We start from the raw sequence: 20,435 nt of genomic DNA on the forward strand, positions 1-20,435 counted from the left end.
CATCATCCGAATCCATCAGAAAGAAAATAAATGACGCAAGCACAACTGGACGTCGTCACGTACGGCGAAGCATTGGCATTGTTTGTTGCAGATGAAGTCGGCGATTTTGCCGACGTGGAAAAGTACACGCGCCGCCTGGCCGGCGCCGAAACCAACGTCGCCATCGGGCTGTCGCGCCTCGGCCTGAAAGTCGGCTGGGTCAGCCGGGTCGGTAATGATTCCTTCGGCCGTTTCATTCGCAAGCGCGTGGCGCAAGAGGGCGTGGATGTCAGCCACGTCGCCACCGACATGGAATTCCGCACGGCGATCCAGCTCAAGGCGAAAGCCGTCGACGGCGCCGATCCGGCGATTGAATACTATCGCAAGGGCTCGGCCGCCAGCCATCTGTCGCAGGTTGATTTCGACGAATCCTATTTCGGCGGCGCGCGCCATTTGCATGCCACCGGTATTGCCGCGGCCTTGTCGGCCAGCACGATGGCGTTTGCCCATCAGGCGCTGGATTTCATGCGCGCCAAGGGCAAGACGATTTCCTTCGATCCCAATCTGCGCCCCATGCTGTGGCCGTCGCAGGAAGTGATGGCGCAGAAGCTCAACGAGCTGGCCTTCAAGGCGGATTGGGTGTTGCCCGGTCTGAGCGAGGGAAAGATTCTGACCGGCTACAGCGAGCCGCGCGACATCGCCGCGTTCTATCTGGACCAGGGCGTCAAGCAGGTGGTGATCAAGCTGGGTGCGGAGGGTGCGTATTTCCGCAACGCGAGCGAAGAGGGCGTGGTTGCCGGTGTTGAAGTCAAAGAGGTGGTCGATACGGTCGGTGCCGGCGACGGCTTTGCGGTTGGCGTGATCAGCGGTTTGCTGGAAGGCCTGGCGATGTCCGAGGCAGTGATGCGGGGAAATCGCATCGGCGCGTTTGCCATCCAGGTCGTGGGCGACATGGAAGGCTTGCCGACGCGCGCGCAGTTGAACGCCGCTTCCGCTTGATCATCATTCGTCATTGTTAAAGAAGATCGCAAATGAAACAGCATGTCGTTGTCTACAAGGCCTTGCCGGAAGATCTATTGAGCCGCTTGCAGGCGGAGTTCGATGTCACGTACTTCACAGGAATTGATGCGGGCAACCGGCCGCAGTTTCTGGACGCGCTCAAGACGGCGCAGGGCATGATCGGCGCCAGTCTGCCGATCACCAACGATATGCTGGATGCGGCACCGCAGTTGAAGATCGTGTCGACGATTTCAGTCGGCGTCGATAATTTTGATCTGGATTATTTCCGCAAGCGCGGGCTGATGCTGGCGCACACGCCGGGAGTACTCAATGAAGCGACGGCGGACGCGATTTTTTCGCTGATCCTCGCCAGTGCGCGCCGCATCGTGGAGCTGGCCGAACTCGTCAAGGCCGGCAAGTGGACCGGCAGCATCGGCGCATCCTTGTTCGGCGTGAACGTGCACGGCAAGACGCTGGGCATGCTGGGCATGGGGCGCATCGGCAGCGCCGTCGCGCGACGGGCGCATCACGGCTTCGGCATGAAGATCATCTATCACAATACCAGGCCCAATCCGGAAGCGGAGCAGGAACTGGCGGCGACTTACGTTTCGCGTGAAGAGCTGTTCAGGCAAGCCGATTTTGTCTGCCCGATGTTGCCGTTGACGCCGCAAACCGAACGCACCATCGGCGCGCAGGAATTTGCACTGATGAAGCCGAGTGCAATTTTCATCAATGCATCACGCGGCAAGATCGTCAACGAGGCGGCGCTGATCGATGCATTGAGGCAAAAGACCATCTACGGCGCAGGCCTGGACGTTTTCGAGAAGGAGCCGTTGTCGATGGACTCTCCTTTGCTGCAACTGCCTAACGTGGTTGCGTTGCCGCATATCGGCTCCGCCACGCATGAAACGCGGCGCGCCATGGCCGAGCTGGCGGTGCAGAATCTGATCGACGGATTGCGCGGCGCACAACCGCAGCATCTGGCTGTTTAGTCGTATTTAGTCAATCTTTCGCAAGGCCATCCGGCAGATTTGATCTCGCCGGATGCGCGTCTGAAAAAGCATTCAAAAAGTGTGTTGGGGACTTTCGCTGCGGCGATTTAGTGTGTATGCTTCACACATTAAAAAGAACGATCGTGCTAAATTTGAGTGGTGTCCAGCTTTTGCGCCGCTTTTGCTTTTATAATCACCGTTCAGTTAACGTTTACGTCAATTCGTTTTTTCCAAGGACCAGGCGATGAAAGTATTAGTCCCCGTCAAGCGGGTAGTAGATTACAACGTCAAAGTACGCGTCAAATCCGACGGCAGCGGTGTGGACATCGCCAACGTCAAAATGTCGATGAACCCCTTCGACGAAATCGCGGTGGAAGAAGCCACGCGTTTGAAAGAAGGCGGCAAGGTCACAGAAGTGATCGCTGTGTCTTGCGGCGTCACGCAATGCCAGGAAACCCTGCGCACCGCGATGGCCATCGGCGCCGACCGCGGCATCCTGGTGGAAACCGCAGCCGATCTCGACCTGCAACCGCTGGCCGTGGCCAAGTTGCTGAAGGCGCTGGCCGACAAAGAACAACCGCAACTGATCATCCTCGGCAAACAAGCCATCGACGACGATTCCAACCAGACCGGCCAGATGCTGGCGGCGCTGCTGGGGTGGCCGCAAGCGACGTTCGCATCGAAGGTCGTGCTGGAAGACGGCAAAGTCTCCGTGACGCGCGAAGTCGACGGCGGCTTGGAAACGCTGGCGCTGACGTTGCCTGCCATCGTCACCACCGACCTGCGCCTGAACGAGCCGCGCTACGTCACGCTGCCGAACATCATGAAGGCCAAGAAGAAGACTCTGGATATCGTCAAGCCGGAAGACCTGGGTGTGGACGTCGCACCGCGCGTCAAGACACTGAAAGTCGCCGAGCCGCCGAAGCGCAGCGCAGGCGTGAAAGTGCCTGACGTCGCAACCCTGGTTGCGAAACTCAGAAACGAAGCCAAAGTCATCTAAGGAAGAGACAACATGACCGCACTCGTCATTGCAGAACACGACAATGCCAGCCTGAAAGGCAGCACATTGAACACCGTCACCGCAGCCGCGCAAGCGGGCGGCGACGTCCACATCCTGATCGCCGGCCACAACGCCAAGGCAGCCGCCGATGCAGCCGCGCAAATTGCCGGCGTGTCGAAGGTCTTGCTGGCCGACGCGCCGCAATTCGCCGACGGCCTGGCAGAAAACGTCGCCGAGCAGGCGCTGGCCATCGCCAAGGACTACAGCCACATCCTGGCGCCGGCCACCGCTTACGGCAAGAACATCCTGCCGCGCGTGGCAGCCAAGCTGGACGTGGCGCAGATTTCCGAAATCACCAAGGTCGACAGCGCGGATACTTTCGAGCGCCCGATCTATGCCGGCAACGCCATCGCCACTGTGCAATCGTCCGACAGCATCAAGGTCATCACCGTGCGTACGACAGGTTTCGACGCGGCAGCTACCGGCGGCAGCGCAGCGGTGGAATCGCTGACGGCCGTGGCCGACTCCGGCAAGTCCAGCTTCGTTTCGCGCGAAGTGGCCAAGTCGGATCGTCCTGAACTGACCGCCGCCAAGATCATCGTCTCCGGCGGTCGCGGCATGGGTTCGTCGGAAAGCTTCAAGATCCTCGAGCCGCTGGCCGACAAGCTCAACGCCGCCATGGGCGCATCGCGCGCTGCTGTCGATGCAGGCTACGTGCCGAACGACTGGCAGGTCGGACAGACCGGCAAGATCGTCGCGCCGCAGCTGTATATTGCCGTCGGTATTTCCGGCGCGATCCAGCATCTGGCCGGCATGAAGGATTCCAAGGTGATCGTCGCGATCAACAAGGATGAAGAAGCACCGATCTTCTCGGTAGCGGACTACGGCATCGTCGGCGACTTGTTCGAAGTCGTGCCTGAGTTGGTCAAGCAACTGGGTTGATCCAAAACACGGCCCCGCCAGTTTGACGGGGCCGATTAATTTAAAAGCGTCAAAGAAGCGTTGCAGAAGTTGCAAAAGCGCTGAGCGCAACAAGAGATTGCGTATTTGCGTATACAACAAGGAATCAGGAGTCGGAGATGAGCTACGTCGCACCAGTGAAAGATATGCTGTTCGTCATGAACGAACTGGCAGGATTGTCGGAAGTCAACGCATTGCCCCATTGCGAAGATGCGACGCCGGAAACCGTGGAAGCCATTCTGGAAGAGAATGCAAAATTTTGCGGCGAGGTGGTGGCGCCGCTCAATCATTCCGCCGACAAAGATCCAAGCTCCTGGAGCGACGGCAAGGTCACCACCAGCAAAGGCTTCAAGGAAGCCTTCAAACAGTTCGGTGAAGCCGGCTGGCAGGGCGTGCAGCATCCCGTCGAATTCGGCGGCCAGGGCCTGCCCAAGCTGGTGGCGACACCTTGCATCGAAATGCTCAATTCGGCCAACCTCTCGTTTGCCTTGTGCCCCTTGCTGACGGACGGCACCATCGAAGCGCTGATGACGGCCGGCACCGAAGAGCAAAAGAATACTTATCTCACCAATTTCATCTCCGGCAAGTGGACCGGCACGATGAATCTGACAGAGCCGCAAGCCGGCTCCGATCTGGCGCTGGTGCGTACGCGTGCGGTGCCGCAGGGCGACGGCACATTTAAGCTTTCCGGCACCAAGATTTTCATCACCTACGGTGAGCACGACATGGCCGAAAACATCGTCCATCTGGTGCTGGCGCGTACGCCGGATGCGCCCGAAGGCGTGAAGGGCATTTCGCTCTTCATCGTGCCGAAATTCCTGGTTAAGCCGGACGGTTCGCTGGGCGAGCGCAACGACGTGCATTGCGTTTCCATCGAACACAAGCTGGGTATCAAGGCCAGCCCGACTGCGGTGTTGCAGTTCGGCGATCACGGCGGCGCCGTCGGCATGCTGGTCGGTGAAGAAAACCGCGGTCTCGAATACATGTTCATCATGATGAATGCGGCGCGTTTCGCGGTCGGCATTCAAGGTATCAGTGTTGCCGAGCGCGCCTATCAGAAGGCCGTGGCCTATGCCAAGGATCGTGTGCAGTCACGCGACCTGGCGGGCTCAGCCGGCGCGGTCACCATCATTCACCAGCCGGATGTGCGCCGCATGCTGATGTCGATGCGCTCGCAGGTGGAAGCGGCGCGCGCGTTGGCCTATGTGGCTGCGGCGGCTTCAGACGCCGGTCATCATCATCCCGACGAAGCGACGCGCAAGGCCAATCAGGCTTGCTACGAATATCTGGTGCCTATCGTCAAGGGCTGGTCGACCGAGCTGTCCATCGACGTGACCTCAACCGGCGTGCAGGTGCATGGCGGCATGGGATTCATCGAAGAAACCGGCGCCGCGCAGTACTACCGCGATGCGCGCATCCTGGCAATCTACGAAGGTACAACCGCGATCCAGGCCAACGATCTGGTCGGACGCAAAACGGCGCGTGACGGCGGCGCAGTCGCCAAGGGCATCATTGCCCAGATTCACAAAACGGAAGCGGCTTTGTCGGCGGCGGCAGCCGGAGAGTCCGGCGACGATCTGCAAGCGATTCGCAAGCGTCTGGTTGACGGCGCGCGCGCTTTGGACGAAGTGGTCAATTACGTTGTCGCCAACATCAAGACAGACATCAAAGGCGTATTCTCGGGCAGCGTGCCGTATCTGAAGCTGGCGGGTGTGGTGCTGGGCGGATGGCAGATGGCGCGGGCTGCACTGGTGGCGGTGGACAAGCTGAAAGCCGGCGAGGGCGACGCGCAGTTCTATAAGGCCAAGATCGCGACGGCGCGCTTCTATGCGGATCACGTGCTGACCCAGGCATCATCCTTGCGCGCTTCGATTGTCGAAGGCAGCGCCGGTGTCATGGCGTTGAGCGAAGCGCAGTTCTGATTCGGTGCTACCTGCCGGAGCGATCCGGCAGGTACGCAACTGGTGCCGCATCAAATATCTTGATGCAGTCAAGGCATCAGCCGTAAGCGCCGCCGGTGAATAGCAGGTCGAAGCTGCGCGCCAGCAAGGCGATCACGGACATGGCGCCGATGCCGACCGTTAGCACCAGAATCAAGGCCAGCACCCAGTGCGACTCCGATTTCTTGCCGGATGCCGGATTATGTCTGGCGTCCCATTTCTCGTCCGGCGTCAGGCCGATGACGAGCGCTTCCAGGAAGCCGCACAATACGGATAGTACAAAGAGCATTCCCATGAACAAGGGCTGGGAATTGCTGAAAATCAAGATGGCCAGCACCGAAACCGGGAGCGTGGCCGCATGCAGCCAGCCGAAGATGTCCTTGCGACCATACATATAAAACCGATGCAAACCGATGCCGCCGGTGACGGCTGCGATGAAGGTGGTGAAGGTTTTGTTCTTGTGCGGAATTGTCATTAAGTTAACTTCTTGAGGGCAAAGACGCGATTGGCTGTCGTGCAAGGCACAACAGTGTTGTAAAAAAACTGCGGTTAGTATAGCCGTGGAAACTTGCTCCGCGGATGAGGTTCTGCGAGGGGAAGTGAATAAAAACCGCTGGTAATCAGGAGGTAACCCGCAGCTAATTGGCGGGCAAGCGAAATGGGCCGTTCCGGCCCGCTTGGACGGACACGGCGCTTGCCTGGCATTGAACTTGCCGTTTGGCTGACATTTCGGCTATAATCGTCGTCTTTTCCGTGTTCGAACACTTTTTGGAACCATTATGGTCGTTATTCGTTTAGCTCGTGGAGGCGCCAAGAAGCGCCCGTTCTTCAATATCGTTGCAACTGATTCGCGCAATCGCCGCGATGGTCGTTTCATCGAGCGTCTGGGTTTCTACAACCCGGTTGCATCCGGCAAGGAAGAGTCCTTCCGTATCGCTCAAGACCGTCTGGCTCACTGGCAAGGCACCGGCGCACAATTGTCGCCAACCGTTGCTCGCCTGGTTAGCGAAGCAGGCAAAAAAGCTGCTGCTTAATCGCAGTCGCTTTTAGTTTCGCAGCGATAGTAAGACAGGTTTGTCACGCACAATACAATCAGGCGTTACCGTTCCTTCGGATCTGGTGACGGTCGGTTATGTCTCTGGTGCTTATGGTATTCAGGGCTGGGTGCGAGTCAAACCTTATTCGGCAGATGCAGATGCACTGCTGAGCGCAAAAAACTGGTGGCTGGATAAGCCGGAATTGCGCGATGTCGAGATGATGCAGTCCAAGTACCACAGCGGTGATGTGGTGGCGAAGCTGATGGGAGTGGCGGGTCGTGAAGGTGCTGAAGCGCTCAAGGGTGCTGTGGTGCAGATTTCGCGTAGCCATTTTCCTGCGTTGTCCGACGATGAATTTTACTGGGTCGATCTGATCGGCCTGGCAGTTGAGAACTTGCAGGGCGAGTCCCTGGGCGTAGTGAGCGATCTGATGGATAACGGGGCACACCCTATCCTCCGCGTCGCTCCTGCAAATGTCCCGGCCGAGGCTGCCGACAGCAAGGCTCCGACAGAAATCCTGATTCCTTACGTCGACCAATTCGTCAAGTCCGTCACTTTGGCGGAGAAAAAAATGGTCGTCGACTGGGGACTGGATTATTAAACCGGCCATCCGACCTGTGATGCCGGCAGCATTGGAGAAAGTGCCGAATGCAATTTGATGTCGTCACGCTTTTCCCCGAAATGTTTTCCGCTTTGACGCAGTCCGGTGTAACACGCCGTGCGTACGAGCAAAAGAAATGGGCGTTGTCGTTATGGAATCCGCGTGATTTCACAACCGACAATCACCGCACAGTCGATGACCGGCCTTATGGCGGTGGTCCTGGGATGGTGATGCTGGCCAAGCCTTTGCAGCAGACGCTGGCGGCGGCAAAGCAGCGGCAGACGGATCTGGGTTTGCCTGCGCCGCGCGTCGTGTACCTGTCGCCGCAAGGCAAGCCGCTGACGCATCAACGCGTCATGCAGTTTTCGCAAGATTCAGGTGTCGTGCTGTTGTGCGGTCGCTATGAAGCGATTGATCAGCGTTTGCTCGACAGCCATGTCGACGAAGAAATCAGTCTCGGCGATTTCGTCCTGTCGGGCGGCGAGTTGCCGGCGATGGCGTTGATGGACTCAGTGATCCGGCAGTTGCCCGGCGTGCTGAATGACGGTTCTTCAGCGGTCGAAGACAGCTTTGTGAACGGTTTGCTGGATTGCCCGCATTACACGCGTCCGGAAGAATATGAAGGCGTAGCAGTGCCGCCGGTGTTGATGGGCGGGCACCACGCAGAGATAGTGAAGTGGCGGCGCGAGCGGGCGCTTGAAGCGACCGCAAAAAAGCGTCCCGATCTGATCGTCAAGGCGCGTCAGGATGGTTTGCTGACGAAGTCGGACGAAAAGTTCCTGAGCAGTTTGTAGCAGTGCAGTTGTAGCAAAAGTGCAGGCAAGGCCGGAAGATCCCTGAAGGCAGTCTGTTGATAAATCCCCATCCTCTACCGGGCATATATCGGTTTCAAACCGATGCAGTCAGCGCCGGCAAGATGGTTATTGGAGTAAAAAATGGATCTGATCCAGCAATTAGAGCAAGAAGAGATCTCGCGTCTCGCAAAGAACATCCCTGACTTCGCGCCAGGCGATACAGTCATCGTCAGCGTCAACGTGGTCGAAGGTACGCGCAAGCGCGCCCAGGCTTACGAAGGCGTTGTGATTTCGCGTCGCAACCGTGGTCTGAACTCCAACTTCATCGTCCGTAAGATTTCTTCCGGCGAAGGCGTTGAGCGTACATTCCAGTTGTACTCGCCACTGATCGCTTCGATCGAAGTCAAGCGTCGCGGCGATGTCCGTCGCGCGAAGCTGTACTATCTGCGTGAGCGTTCCGGCAAGTCGGCACGTATCAAAGAGAAGTTGCCTAACCGCCGCGGCACTGCCAAGGCTGAAGCGTAATCTTCACCAGGTCTTTGATATATGCATGAACAAAAGGGCGTCTTCGGACGCCCTTTTGTATTCCATTTTTAGGATACGGTCTTGGCCAGTTTTGATCCTCTCATTCTTCCGATAGAGTCCATCGCCGGCGAGGCGCCGCTGGATGCCGAGCGCATGCGCGAAGACTGGCTGCGTCAGCGCTTTGCCAGTCCCCAGCCCTGGACGCCTGAAATCAACGAAGAGCAGCGCATGCGCCAGATCGTCGGTACGCCGCGGCCGGCGGCAGTACTGATGCCGATCGTGATGCGGGAAGAGGGGCCGGCGATGCTGTTCACGCAGCGCACCGCCGATCTGAAAGACCATGCCGGCCAGATCAGCTTCCCGGGCGGCCGCACCGAACTGAGCGATGTCTCGCCGATCGATACCGCGTTGCGCGAAACCGAAGAAGAAATCGGCCTGGCGCGCAGCCACGTGGAAGTCATCGGCAGCCTGCCGGAATATTTTACCGGCACCGGTTATCGCGTCACGCCGGTTGCAGGGCTGATCAAGCCGCCGTTTGAAGTCGTTCCCGATCCGCGCGAGGTCGCCGAAATCTTCGAAGTCCCGCTGGCTTTCCTGATGGACGGCATGAATCACCAGCGGCGCACCATCGAGCTCTCCAAGGAACTCGGCAGCCGGACCTTCTACACCATGCCTTACCAGCGCTTTTTCATCTGGGGCGCGACCGCCGGAATGCTGCGGAATTTATTCCTTTTTCTGCGCAGCTGAGCGCATATTTTGCGGTGCTTTGATGCCGCATTGATGCCCGTTTCATAGGGAAAATATCTCTTGTGGACAACATAAAGCATCAGCAACTCTTGCCGCCGTTGTATCATTTGCGTGTTTCCGAAGAACCTTGCGTGCCAAGTACGCGTGTCGGTTCTTCAGGCGGGGAAGCTCACAAATAAGACTCACCAAAAGGCGGCTTGATGACATTTCTTTCCATACTCTTTGCGCTCCTGATCGAACAATTGAAACCGTTGCGGGCGGATAATCCTATCTATGCCTGGATCAAATCCTTCGCGGCCCGCATCGAGAACTGGTTCAATGCCGGTCATGCGCATCACGGGCGCCTGGGATGGTTCGTCATGGTGGCGGCGCTGACCGTACCGGCCGGCCTGATCTACTGGATCTGCCTGCGCATCAGCCCGCTGGCCGCATTGGCGTGGAATGTCCTGATTGTCTACATGACACTGGGTTTCCGTCACTACAGCCACTATTTCACCTCGATTCAACTGGCGCTCAATACCGGCGACGAAGTCGCGGCGCGCGCCTTGCTGGCCGAATGGATCAAGCAGGACACGTCCGACATGGACGTCACCGAGATTTCCCGCATTGCCGCCGAAAAAGCCCTGATCACCACACACCGTCACGTATTCGGCGTATTCTTTTGGTTCCTGATGCCGGTCGGCCCGGCTTGCGCCGTGATGTACCGCGTTGCCGAATACCTGGCGCGCGCCTGGAACGAGCCGGATCACATGAAGCAGGAAGTGTTCGGCCGCTTTGCCGAGCGCGCGTTTTACTGGATCGACTGGATTCCGGCGCGTTTTACCGCCTCGGCATTTGCGGTTGTCGGCAATTTCGAAGATGCGATCTACGCCTGGCGCAATTTCGCGGATCGCTGGAAAGACGAAGCAGTCGGCATCATCCTGTCGGCCGGCGGCGGCGCGATGGGCGTGCGTTTCGGCACGCCGGCAGAGTCCGCCTCGGACGTCTTGCCGATCGATGCGGCGACCGTGGATTCCACGTTGGATACGGCTGACGGCTTCCCCGGCGACCAGCCTTCGCCGCGCACCCTGCAGAGCACGGTGGGTCTGGTGTGGCGTGCTTTGTTGCTGTGGATGTTCCTGCTCTTGCTGTTGTCTGTGGCAGTCTGGCTTGGCTGATGCAATATCGAAAAAATGCCTGAAAGACAAGTTTCTTTCAGGCATTTCATATTTCAGATATAGGTACATTCCAAGTCTTCTATAAGATATAATACTTGGGTTACGAAGGCTTCTTCCCCATCCGGCTGGAAGCTATTTATGTGGCAAGCGCTAGAGAACGAATTGCACGCATGGCTGATCCCATCAATACCACCAACGCGCCGGCACAAGAATTCATCATTCTGGGTCTGACCCAGGATGGTAAACAGTTCCGCCCCAGTGACTGGGCGGAGCGACTATGCGGCGTCATGTCCTGTTTCCGCCCGGAAGGCACTGGCGGACGCAACGCTCACCTTCAATATTCCCCTTACGTTTTGCCTACGATGATCAATGGCGTACGCTCAGTCGTCGTCAATGAAGCGCTGCGCGGTCTCGACCCGCTGGCGTACCATTTCGTGCTCAATTTCGCCAAGGACAACGGCTTGCAGGTGATCGACGCCTGCCTGGTGCCCGAGAAAAACGCCAGCAAGCCCTAGGACGCATTACCTCAGTTGCTGTTGCGATCGCAGGCAATTGAGATAATGCGTTCTATCAACCTGCCTGTGATCTGTAGCGAGAGGCCATCAGCCGGTGGCGACCGGAGCGCAAGAACCGGAGTGTACTTCAGTACATGAGGATTCTGAGCACCGTACGACGCCGGATCATGGCCTCGCAGTAAGATCGCGGGCAGGTTCTAAGTTGTCTCATATCGCTCAAGCCAGCCTGTGGTCGTGCGCCAGAGCCGTACGAGATGTAGCGGTTCTGTCGAACCATATTTCTTGCGGAGAAAAGCATCATGAAACATCGAATGGAGCGTGACACCTTTGGCCTGATCGAGGTCCCCGACGATCGGCTGTGGGGCGCACAGACGCAGCGCTCGCTGCATCATTTCCACATTTCCACCGAACGCATGCCGGCTGAGCTGGTGGTCGCACTGGCGGCAGTCAAGCGCTCCTGCGCCGTGGTCAATCAAGGCCTCGGCAAGCTGGACGCCAAGAAGGGCGCAGCCATCGTTGCCGCCGCCGACGAAGTGATCGCCGGCAAGCATCCTCAGGAGTTTCCGCTGTCGATCTGGCAGACCGGCTCCGGCACCCAAAGCAACATGAACATGAACGAAGTGCTGGCCAACCGCGCTTCGGAGCTGCTGGGCGGCGTGCGCGGCGAAGAGCGCCTGGTGCATCCGAATGACGACGTCAATCAAAGCCAATCTTCCAACGACATCTTCCCGACCGCCATGCATGTCGCGGCCTGCATGGCCGTTGCAACGCATCTGATCCCGATGCTGCACAAGCTGCGCGCCACGCTGGAAAAGAAGTCCGATGCATTCAAGGACATCGTCAAGATCGGCCGTACGCATCTGCAGGACGCCACGCCGCTGACGCTGGGCCAGGAGTTTTCCGGCTATGTCGCGCAGCTGACGCACGCGGAAATGGCGATCATTTCCACGCTCAACGCCGTCAGCGAGCTGGCAGCCGGCGGTACGGCGGTCGGCACCGGCCTCAATGCGCATCCGGAGTTCGGCATGCGCGTGGCTGCGGAGCTGGAAACGCATTACGGCTTCCCGTTCAAGACCGCGCCGAACAAGTTCGCTGCACTGGCCAGCCACGACGCGCTGGTGTCTGCACACGGCGCCTTGAAGACGCTGGCAGCCGCGCTGATGAAGATCGCCAACGACGTGCGCTGGCTGGCTTCCGGTCCGCGCTCCGGCCTCGGCGAACTCACGATTCCTGAAAACGAACCAGGCAGCTCCATCATGCCGGGCAAGGTCAATCCTACCCAATGTGAAGCGCTCACCATGCTGTGCGCGCAGGTGTTCGGCAACGACGTGGCGATCAATATCGGCGGCGCTTCCGGCAATTTCGAACTGAATGTCTTCAAGCCGCTGATCGTGCATAACTTCCTGCAAAGTGTGCGTTTGCTGGCCGACGGCATGGACAGCTTCGACGAACATTGCGCTCAAGGTATTGAGGCCAATCGCGATCGCATCGCTGACCTGATGGAGCGTTCGCTGATGCTGGTGACGGCGTTGGCGCCGCATATCGGCTACGACAAGGCCGCCAAAATCGCCAAGCAGGCGCATCACGACGGCACCACCTTGAAACAGGCGGCGCTGGCGCTCGGCTATGTCACCGAAGAGCAGTTCGCCCTGTGGATCAAGCCGGAAGAGATGACCGGCCCGAAGTAAAAAAACAATGAACATCGGCTTGGCTTGCTGAGCTTGTTACCAAAGTTTTCCGCTTGTCCGACAACGCCGCTTCCCGTAAGCGGCGTTGTTGTTTCCACTCCTCGGAAAACCGCTTGTATGCGGCTTTGTAGCGGCATGTACAGTATTCTTAAATAGGGTTACGAATTGAAACAAAGCCGTTGAAACCTTGCCGTTTTGAGTATATTGAATGCAGAGGGATGGCGTGTGCCGTCTCCGTCAGATCTCTGTGAAATATTCGAGGCGAATATGAAGAAAGCAGCTTTGTTGGGACTGTTTGCGCTGGGTTGCATGGTGGCAAGCGGCGCCAGTTCTGCGCACACCCGTTTCGGCGTGTACATCGGCGGACCGCTCTGGATTCCGCCCCCGGTCTATTACCCGCCTCCCGTGTATTACCCGCCGCCAGTCTATGTCGAGCGTCAAGCACCGCCGGTCTATGTCCAGCAAAACCCGACACCGGACAACTATTGGTACTACTGCCAGGAATCCAAGGGCTATTACCCCTACGTGCAAAGCTGCCCGAGCAACTGGATGAAGGTGGTGCCGAACGGCCCCGGCGGCAATCAGCCGCCGCCGCAATAAGGATAACAAGGAGTGCGCACAGCGACGCTGTGCCAGCGCAGGCGGCATGAGCATTGCCTCTGCCGGGCTTTATTTTCGAGGACAACATCGTGAAACCAATTTACAAGACAACAGGCGCCGTTTCGGCGGTCGCCGTATTGCTGGCGCTGGGTGGATGCGTGAGCGTGCCGACCGGCCCGTCCGTGATGGCGATGCCGGGCAACGGCAAATCGTATGAGCAGTTCCGTGCCGAGCAATCGCAGTGCCAGCAGTATGCGCAAGACTCCATCGGCGGCGCTGCGCAAGCGACGCAGAACAATACCGTCAACAGCGCCGCCGCAGGTACGGCGATCGGCGCGGTCGCCGGTGCGCTGATCGGCGCGGCATCCGGCAATGCCGGAGCGGGCGCAGCCATCGGCGCCGGCGGCGGTTTACTGGTCGGCAGTGCGGCCGGCAGCAATGCGGCGGCGGGCGGCAATTATTCCATGCAGCAACGCTATGACATGACCTACAGCCAGTGCATGTACAGCAAGGGCAACCAGATCCAGACCCAGGCGCAGACCACGGTCTACACCTATCATCCGCGCCGCTACTACTATTCGGCGCCTCCGCCGCCTCCGGGATATTACGGCCCGCCGCCGGGCTACTACGGTCCTCCTCCTGGCGCCTACTGATCGCGACCGGAAGACCGGACAAACCGCATTGTGTGCATCACGCCTACAATGCGGTTTTTATTTTTGGGGCGCGGAAGGGCGCATTCGATCCGGTTGCAATGCAGCACAGGCGCGGGTCTTGGTGATATACTCGCCCGATGCAATACCGAATCCCACAAATTCCCTTTACGCAAATTCAGCATTGGTGGCGCACCTGACCAAGGTGGCCCGCTTTTGCACAGCTTTGCAGTACAGCTTTTGTTAATGTGATGCCGCCAGTCCTGGCGGCATTGTTTTTGCGGCGATGAGACTGGCGACATTCCGAAATTTCCGGAGTGACCATGTCTTTGAATGTTTCGCCAGCGTCCGAATCTTCTGCACCGACCAAAAAACCTGTCGTATTGACCGGCGACCGGCCTACCGGTCCGCTGCATCTGGGCCACTACATCGGCTCGCTCAAGTCGCGCGTGCAGTTGCAGCATGAAGCCAGCCAGTTCCTGCTGCTGGCCGATACCCAGGCCATGACCGACAACGTCGGCCGCCATCAGAAAGTCACCGACAACGTGCTGGAAGTTGCGCTCGACTACCTGGCCGTCGGCATCGATCCTGAGAAATCCACTATCTTCATTCAGTCGCAGGTCTACGAGCTGTACGAGCTGTCGATGCACTTGCTCAATCTGGTGACGGTGTCGCGTCTGGAACGCAATCCCACCATCAAGGAAGAAATCCGCCTGCGCGGCTTCGAGCGCGATATTCCGGCCGGTTTCCTGACCTATCCGGTCAGCCAGGCAGCCGACATCACGGCCTTCAAAGCCAATCTGGTGCCGGTCGGTAACGACCAGTTGCCGATGATTGAGCAGACCAACGAACTGGTGCGCCGCTTCAACAATGTCGTCGGCAAGGACATCCTGGTGGAGTGCAAAGAGGTGTTGTCAGAAACCGGACGCCTGCCCGGCATCGACGGCAAGGCCAAGATGAGCAAGTCGCTCGGCAACGCGATTGCGCTCGGCGCCACGCCTGATGAAATCAAGCAGGCCGTGCAGCGCATGTACACCGATGCGAATCACTTGCGCGTGGACGATCCGGGGCAGGTCGAAGGCAATGTGGTGTTCGACTTCCTCGATGCTTTCGAGCCGGACCGCATTGCGTTGGAAGAACTGAAACAACACTATCGCCGCGGCGGCCTTGGCGACAGCGTCCTCAAGCGTCGTCTGGATGGCCATCTGCAGGTCTTGCTGGAGCCTATCCGGACACGCCGTCAGGAATGGGAAAAGGAACGCGGCGAAGTGCAGGCGATCTTGCGTCGCGGCACCGAACGCGCGCGTGCCGTTGCCGCACAAACTGTATCCGAAGTGCGCGGCGCACTGGGTCTGAACTACTTCTCCTGATCTGGCTTTTCAAGGCGCGCCGTCCTGGCGCGTCTTACTTAACTTGCTTGCCTATTCACACATTTTTCAGCTTTGAGCTGGTTTGCTGCGGGTTCTGCCGCCTGACTGCCTGAGCGGCAGCGACAGCAGCACTTCCAGACCGCCGTTGCGATAATTACGCAGGTTCAGCAGCGCGCCGTGGTTTTCGGCGATATTACGCGCAATCGTCAGTCCCAGGCCGGTGCCGCCGGTATCGCGCGAACGCGACGTTTCCAAGCGGTAGAAGGGATCGAACACCGCTTCCAGCTGGTCTTCAGGAATGCCCGGGCCATAGTCGCGGATGCAAATCAGCACGCGGTTGGGCAGCAGGTCGTCGAGCGCGATCGTGACATCCGCTCGCTGGCCGTACTTGAACGCATTGTCGAGCAAATTGGTCAGGCAGCGACGCAGGGCGTTCGGCTGGGCAACGATGAAGGAGCGCGTGGTGCCGGTCAGTTGAACCTGCTGGCCGGCGTCGGACGCATCGGCGCAGACGCTGTCGAGCAGCGAGTCGATATCCAGGCGCTGCATCGGTTCGGACGAATCCATGCTGCGCGCCAGATCGAGTCCTTCGCGCACCATGCCTTGCATGACGGCGAGGTCGTCAATCAGCTTCTGCTGCAACTCTCCATCGCTGACCTTCTCCAAACGCAGGCGCAGGCGCGTCAACGGCGTTTGCAAGTCGTGCGTGATGGCCGCCAGCATATGCGTGCGATGCTGGATCTGGCGGCGGATACGCGCCTGCATGGCGTTGAATGCCTTGGCCGCCAGACGGATTTCGGTAGGACCTTTTTCTGCCAGTGGCGGGTGATCGATGTCGCGCCCCAGCTCGGTGGCGGCGCTGGCCAGTTGCTTGATCGGGCGCGCCGTCATGCGCGCCACCACGTACGCCAGCATGGCGATCAGCACCAGGAACAACAGGATGTAAGGCGTGCCGCTGAACGATCCCATGTCGCCGCCGCGGCCGCGCCAGGTCGGCGGCTCGCCCGGGATATGCAGGCGCAGACGCAGCAGCGCCTTGTCCTGCAGGCTGACATAGATCACGCGGCAGGTTTCCATGCGCGGCTTGCCGGCAGGCACGGGCAAGTTATTGTGCGGCGGACGCGGCGTGCAGTCGCTCTCGCGCTGGACCACGATCTGGCGGTCGGCGCCCAGGCGCGCTTTCAGGATATCAACCATCGGGCTGGCGCTGCGGCTGACCGTATCGCCGACGCTGTCGACCATCGCCGCTTCAAAGCCGAAACTGCCGGCCGCCTGCAAGACGTTGCGGCGCGCTTCAGGACTGATTTCATCCAGCGCCTGCACAAATTGTTCGACCCGCTCCGCAACATGCTGGTAGCGGATTTCCTTGAGGGTATTGCGGCGTTCGTTGGAAGCCAGCCAGGTGGTGGTGACGGTCGCCACCACAATCCCCGCCAGCAGGATCAGGAAGACCCGGTTGGCCATCGAGCTAAAAAACGAACTGAAGATATGTTTCATTCAGGAGTTTCCATGGTCACGGTCGTTGCCAGCACATAGCCTTCGTTGCGAATGGTCTTGATGATGGTGGGCGTGCGCGCATCGTCGCCCAGCTTCTGGCGCAGGCGGCTGATCTGGATGTCGACCGAACGGTCAAAGGGATCGGCTTCGCGGCCCTGGGTCAATTCCAGCAATTGGTCGCGATTGAGGATCCGGTTGGGATGGTCGAGGAACACCTTGAGCATGCGGAACTCCGCCCCCGACAGCGCCACCACGACGCCGTCGTTGCTCAGCAGATGGCGCGCCGTCAGATCCAGCGTCCAGCCCGAAAAATGCATCGCCTTGGCTTCCGAGCGGCTCATGTTGGGCGGCAGGGCCTGGGTGCGGCGCAATACGCTGCGGATACGGGCGAACAGCTCGCGCGGCTCAAACGGCTTGGCGAGATAATCGTCGGCGCCCATTTCCAGGCCGAGGATGCGGTCCAGCGGTTCGCCGCGCGCGGTCAGCATGATCACCGGCACATTCGATTGCGAGCGCAGGTTGCGGCACAGCGTGAGGCCGTCTTCGCCCGGCAGGGTCAGATCCAGCACGATCAGGTCGACGCGCGACTCTTCCAGCACCTTGCGCATGTCGGCGCCATTGGTCGCCGTCAGGGTGCGAAAACCATTGGCGTCGAGATATTCCGCCAGCAAGGTGCGGATCTCGCGGTCGTCGTCGACTACCAAAATGTGAGAATTTGTGTCCATGGCGGCCATTATGACAATTCCTGTAAAGAGGGCGACGCTGAATTGTATATTGGGATAACAGGGCGGCCGCCAGACATAGAGCGAAACAAAGCGACCTTTCCCATATACAAACCGATACAAATCGAGCAACACGGGAAAAATCGCGGTTACACCTCAAGCGTTAAATGTGAAGCGTGCAGAAAGCACTATCACGAAAGGAAACACACCATGTTGAATCTGAAAAAACGCCTGATGATCGGCGTCGCCGCCGCGGGTATCGGTCTGACTGCCATGTCCTCGTTCGCCCAGATGCCGCCGGCCGACGGCAACGCTCCGGCCGGACGCCATGCGCCGACCGCCGACCAGATCGCCAAATTCGAGCAGCACCGCGCCAAGCGCCAGGCAGCCTTGCATGACAAGCTGAAGATCACCGCCGCGCAGGAAGGCGCCTGGAAGACCTTCACCGAAAAGACTACGCCGATGCATCCGGCCACGCCGCCGGTGCGTCCGAGCAAGGATGAATGGAACAAGCTGACCACACCGGAACGCCTGGACCGTCATCTGGACATGATGAAGAAAATGGAAGCGCGCATGACGGACCGTATCGCCGCGACCAAGGAGTTCTACGCCGTTCTGTCGCCTGAGCAGCAAAAAACCTTCGACCAGGAATTCCGCAAGATGGAAGAACACCGCTTCAAACATGGCCGTTTTGGTCATGATCAAGGCGGCGATCACGGTCCGAAGAAATAAGATTCTTTTGTAATCAAGGCCTTGCGCATATTCCCATGCGCAAGGCCTTTTGATTTTCCAGATGTTTTTGCGATGCAGCGATGAACATTTCCGGTATTTCATCATCGTATCGTCATGCTTCTGCACCATAATATAGAGTTGGCTTTTCCAGCGTCGTTGCAGAAGGTCGTTTCCTGACCGGATTGCTGCCGCAGCTGACGCCGAGCGCATTTTGTGAACACCCGCGGCCTGTGTCCCTTGGCAACGCTGATGTTCACGAAATGTCTTGATCAAAACCTATCCGTTTCCTGTCTTCCAAGATGACTACCACACCAACTCCCGATAACAAGCAAACGCCATCTTCCTCCTCTTCCGCCGGCAAACCGGGCTTGCTCAGGCGCTGGTGGTTCTGGGTCCTGCTGGTCGTGCTGGCCGGAGGCGGTTATTCCTATTGGAGCCATAAGCGCGCGGCGACCGCCGAGCAAGCTCAGGGACAGGGCGGTCCCGGTGGGCAAGGCGGTGCGGGCGCTCCCGGCGGCAGGGGCAAACGCGGCGCCGGCGGTCCGGGCGGTTTCGGCACTACGGGTTTGTCGCCGGTGGGCGTGGCGCTGGCCAAGACCGCGGACGTCAACGTCTACCTGACCGGCCTGGGCGGCGTCACGCCGACCGCGACCGCGACGGTGCGCAGCCGCGTGGACGGCCAGTTGATGAAGCTGCATTTCAAGGAAGGCCAACTGGTCAAGCAGGGCGATCTGCTGGCGGAACTCGATGCGCGTCCTTATGAAGTCGCCGTCACTCAGGCCGAAGGCCAACTGGCGCGCGACCAGGCCTTGCTCAACGCTGCGCAGCTCGACCTCAAGCGTTATCGCACGTTGCTGGCGCAAGACTCCATCGCCAGCCAGCAAGTCGACACCCAGGCTGCGCTGGTCAAGCAATACGAAGGCACGGTCAAGTCCGATCAGGGCAACCTCGCCAGCGCGCGCCTGCAATTGACCTATTCGCGCGTGACCGCGCCGGTCAGCGGCCGCACCGGCCTGCGCCAGGTCGATATCGGCAACATCGTCCATTCCAGCGACACCAGCGGCATCGTCATCATCACGCAGGTGCAGCCGATCACCGCAATTTTCAGCATCCCCGAAGACAACATCCCGGCGGTCATGAAGCAGCTGCAAGCCGGCAAAAAACTGGCGACCGACGCCTGGGACCGCGAGCAGAAAAACAAACTGGCCAGCGGCACCTTGCTGACCATCGACAACCAGGTCGATGCAACCACCGGCACCGTCAAGCTCAAAGCGCAATTCCCGAATACCGACTTCGCGCTGTTCCCGAATCAGTTCGTCAATATCCGCATGCTGCTTGATACCCGCCAGGGCGCGACGGTGATTCCAAGCGCCGCGATCCAGCGCGGCTCCAAGGGGCTGTTCGTCTATGTCGTCAAGCAGGACAACACCGTCACCGTGCGCAACGTCAAGACCGGCCCGACCGAAGGCGACGTGACTGCGATTGAAGACGGCGTGGCGTCCGGCGAAACCGTGGTGGTCGACGGTATCGATCGTCTGCGCGAAGGCGCCAAGGTGGAGCCTGTGATGCGTGGCGGCGCCGACGATCCGGCCAACAAGCTGACTGAAAAAGCCGGTCCGCGCCGTCACAAGCGCGACGGCGCCACAGGTGCAGGCGCTCCCGCTGCTGCCGGTGCGCCTGCCGCGCAAGCTGAACAAGGCGGGCAGGGCGGGCAGAACATGACACCTGAAGAACGTCAAAAACGCTGGGCCGAGATCAACAAACGCATCGACGCCGGCGAATTCGGCGAAGAAATCAAGAAGCTTCCCGAAGACCAGCGTCGCCAGCGCATGATGGAAATGCGCCGCCAGCAGCGCGCCAATGGCGGTGATTCCGCTACCGCTGGAGCTCCCGCTGCAGGCAACGCCAATGCAAACAAATAAAGGCTGAA

At 59.1% G+C, this 20,435-nt stretch carries 21 protein-coding genes; 18 read left to right on the forward strand and 3 right to left on the reverse strand.

The features are described 5' to 3' along the window. Positions 1-30 precede the first annotated feature (30 nt). The 5 genes from AKL25_RS01870 to AKL25_RS01890 all read left to right on the forward strand — a co-directional run bounded on the left by AKL25_RS01870 (position 31) and on the right by AKL25_RS01890 (position 5,852). Positions 31-978 carry a sugar kinase gene (locus AKL25_RS01870; RefSeq protein ID WP_050475929.1) on the forward strand — a complete coding sequence of 316 codons (948 nt, stop codon included), beginning with the start codon at positions 31-33 and terminating at the stop codon, positions 976-978. 32 nt (positions 979-1,010) lie between these two features. Then, positions 1,011-1,970: a 2-hydroxyacid dehydrogenase gene (locus tag AKL25_RS01875; RefSeq protein WP_050475930.1), complete on the forward strand. Its 960-nt coding sequence runs from the start codon at positions 1,011-1,013 to the stop codon at positions 1,968-1,970. A gap of 244 nt (positions 1,971-2,214) precedes the next feature. Continuing rightward, positions 2,215-2,970, forward strand: a complete 756-nt coding sequence (locus tag AKL25_RS01880; RefSeq protein WP_050475931.1) for an electron transfer flavoprotein subunit beta/FixA family protein — start codon at positions 2,215-2,217, stop codon at positions 2,968-2,970. Positions 2,971-2,982: 12 nt separating this feature from the next. Next, the gene (locus AKL25_RS01885) at positions 2,983-3,912 is read left to right on the forward strand and encodes an electron transfer flavoprotein subunit alpha/FixB family protein (RefSeq protein WP_050475932.1); all 930 of its coding nucleotides are present in this window, start codon (positions 2,983-2,985) and stop codon (positions 3,910-3,912) included. A gap of 137 nt (positions 3,913-4,049) precedes the next feature. Next, positions 4,050-5,852 carry an acyl-CoA dehydrogenase gene (locus AKL25_RS01890; protein ID WP_050475933.1) on the forward strand — a complete coding sequence of 601 codons (1,803 nt, stop codon included), beginning with the start codon at positions 4,050-4,052 and terminating at the stop codon, positions 5,850-5,852. A 76-nt stretch (positions 5,853-5,928) separates the two neighbouring features. Here the strand turns inward: AKL25_RS01890 and AKL25_RS01895 are convergent, their stop codons facing one another. After that, the gene (locus AKL25_RS01895; RefSeq protein ID WP_050475934.1) at positions 5,929-6,345 is read right to left on the reverse strand and encodes a hypothetical protein; all 417 of its coding nucleotides are present in this window, start codon (positions 6,343-6,345) and stop codon (positions 5,929-5,931) included. A 304-nt stretch (positions 6,346-6,649) separates the two neighbouring features. On the opposite strand from AKL25_RS01895, the gene rpsP reads away from it, so the two are divergent. The 11 genes from rpsP (at position 6,650) to trpS (ending at position 15,554) form a co-directional block, all read left to right on the forward strand. After that, positions 6,650-6,904 carry a 30S ribosomal protein S16 gene (gene rpsP / locus AKL25_RS23635; protein ID WP_007879928.1) on the forward strand — a complete coding sequence of 85 codons (255 nt, stop codon included), beginning with the start codon at positions 6,650-6,652 and terminating at the stop codon, positions 6,902-6,904. A 40-nt stretch (positions 6,905-6,944) separates the two neighbouring features. Continuing rightward, positions 6,945-7,508, forward strand: a complete 564-nt coding sequence (rimM, locus tag AKL25_RS01900; RefSeq protein ID WP_083444539.1) for a ribosome maturation factor RimM — start codon at positions 6,945-6,947, stop codon at positions 7,506-7,508. 47 nt (positions 7,509-7,555) lie between these two features. Then, positions 7,556-8,302, forward strand: coding sequence for a tRNA (guanosine(37)-N1)-methyltransferase TrmD (gene trmD, locus AKL25_RS01905; RefSeq protein WP_050475936.1), 747 nt, complete (start codon positions 7,556-7,558; stop codon positions 8,300-8,302). Between the two features lie 141 nt (positions 8,303-8,443). Then, positions 8,444-8,827, forward strand: a complete 384-nt coding sequence (rplS, locus tag AKL25_RS01910) for a 50S ribosomal protein L19 (RefSeq protein WP_007879931.1) — start codon at positions 8,444-8,446, stop codon at positions 8,825-8,827. Between the two features lie 81 nt (positions 8,828-8,908). Then, positions 8,909-9,574, forward strand: coding sequence for a CoA pyrophosphatase (locus AKL25_RS01915; protein ID WP_050475937.1), 666 nt, complete (start codon positions 8,909-8,911; stop codon positions 9,572-9,574). 200 nt (positions 9,575-9,774) lie between these two features. Beyond that, complete coding sequence (locus AKL25_RS01920; RefSeq protein ID WP_050475938.1) at positions 9,775-10,731, forward strand: CobD/CbiB family protein; 957 nt, start codon at positions 9,775-9,777, stop codon at positions 10,729-10,731. A gap of 170 nt (positions 10,732-10,901) precedes the next feature. Then, positions 10,902-11,246: a DUF3579 domain-containing protein gene (locus AKL25_RS01925; RefSeq protein WP_050475939.1), complete on the forward strand. Its 345-nt coding sequence runs from the start codon at positions 10,902-10,904 to the stop codon at positions 11,244-11,246. A 299-nt stretch (positions 11,247-11,545) separates the two neighbouring features. Beyond that, positions 11,546-12,934, forward strand: a complete 1,389-nt coding sequence (fumC, locus tag AKL25_RS01930) for a class II fumarate hydratase (protein WP_050475940.1) — start codon at positions 11,546-11,548, stop codon at positions 12,932-12,934. A 267-nt stretch (positions 12,935-13,201) separates the two neighbouring features. Then, positions 13,202-13,534 carry a hypothetical protein gene (locus AKL25_RS01935; protein ID WP_050475941.1) on the forward strand — a complete coding sequence of 111 codons (333 nt, stop codon included), beginning with the start codon at positions 13,202-13,204 and terminating at the stop codon, positions 13,532-13,534. An 89-nt stretch (positions 13,535-13,623) separates the two neighbouring features. Beyond that, positions 13,624-14,187 (forward strand): glycine zipper family protein, encoded by a 564-nt coding sequence (locus tag AKL25_RS01940; protein ID WP_050476115.1) that lies wholly within the window; start codon positions 13,624-13,626, stop codon positions 14,185-14,187. A 320-nt stretch (positions 14,188-14,507) separates the two neighbouring features. Continuing rightward, complete coding sequence (gene trpS, locus AKL25_RS01945; protein ID WP_050475942.1) at positions 14,508-15,554, forward strand: tryptophan--tRNA ligase; 1,047 nt, start codon at positions 14,508-14,510, stop codon at positions 15,552-15,554. Between the two features lie 66 nt (positions 15,555-15,620). Here trpS and AKL25_RS01950 read toward each other — a convergent pair whose 3' ends face one another. Beyond that, the gene (locus tag AKL25_RS01950) at positions 15,621-17,051 is read right to left on the reverse strand and encodes an ATP-binding protein (RefSeq protein ID WP_050475943.1); all 1,431 of its coding nucleotides are present in this window, start codon (positions 17,049-17,051) and stop codon (positions 15,621-15,623) included. Continuing rightward, entirely contained in the window at positions 17,048-17,776 is a 729-nt protein-coding gene (locus AKL25_RS01955) for a response regulator (RefSeq protein WP_205627196.1), read from the reverse strand. The genes AKL25_RS01950 and AKL25_RS01955 overlap by 4 nt, the downstream gene beginning before the upstream one ends. A 207-nt stretch (positions 17,777-17,983) precedes the next feature. Here AKL25_RS01955 and AKL25_RS01960 point away from each other — a divergent pair, with 207 nt between their 5' ends. Then, complete coding sequence (locus AKL25_RS01960) at positions 17,984-18,505, forward strand: Spy/CpxP family protein refolding chaperone (protein ID WP_050475945.1); 522 nt, start codon at positions 17,984-17,986, stop codon at positions 18,503-18,505. 299 nt (positions 18,506-18,804) lie between these two features. After that, positions 18,805-20,427, forward strand: coding sequence for an MdtA/MuxA family multidrug efflux RND transporter periplasmic adaptor subunit (locus tag AKL25_RS01965; RefSeq protein ID WP_050475946.1), 1,623 nt, complete (start codon positions 18,805-18,807; stop codon positions 20,425-20,427). Positions 20,428-20,435: the final 8 nt, after the last annotated feature.

The organism is Herbaspirillum rhizosphaerae, from assembly GCF_001189965.1.
GTDB classification, from domain to species: Bacteria; Pseudomonadota; Gammaproteobacteria; order Burkholderiales; family Burkholderiaceae_D; genus Herbaspirillum; species Herbaspirillum rhizosphaerae.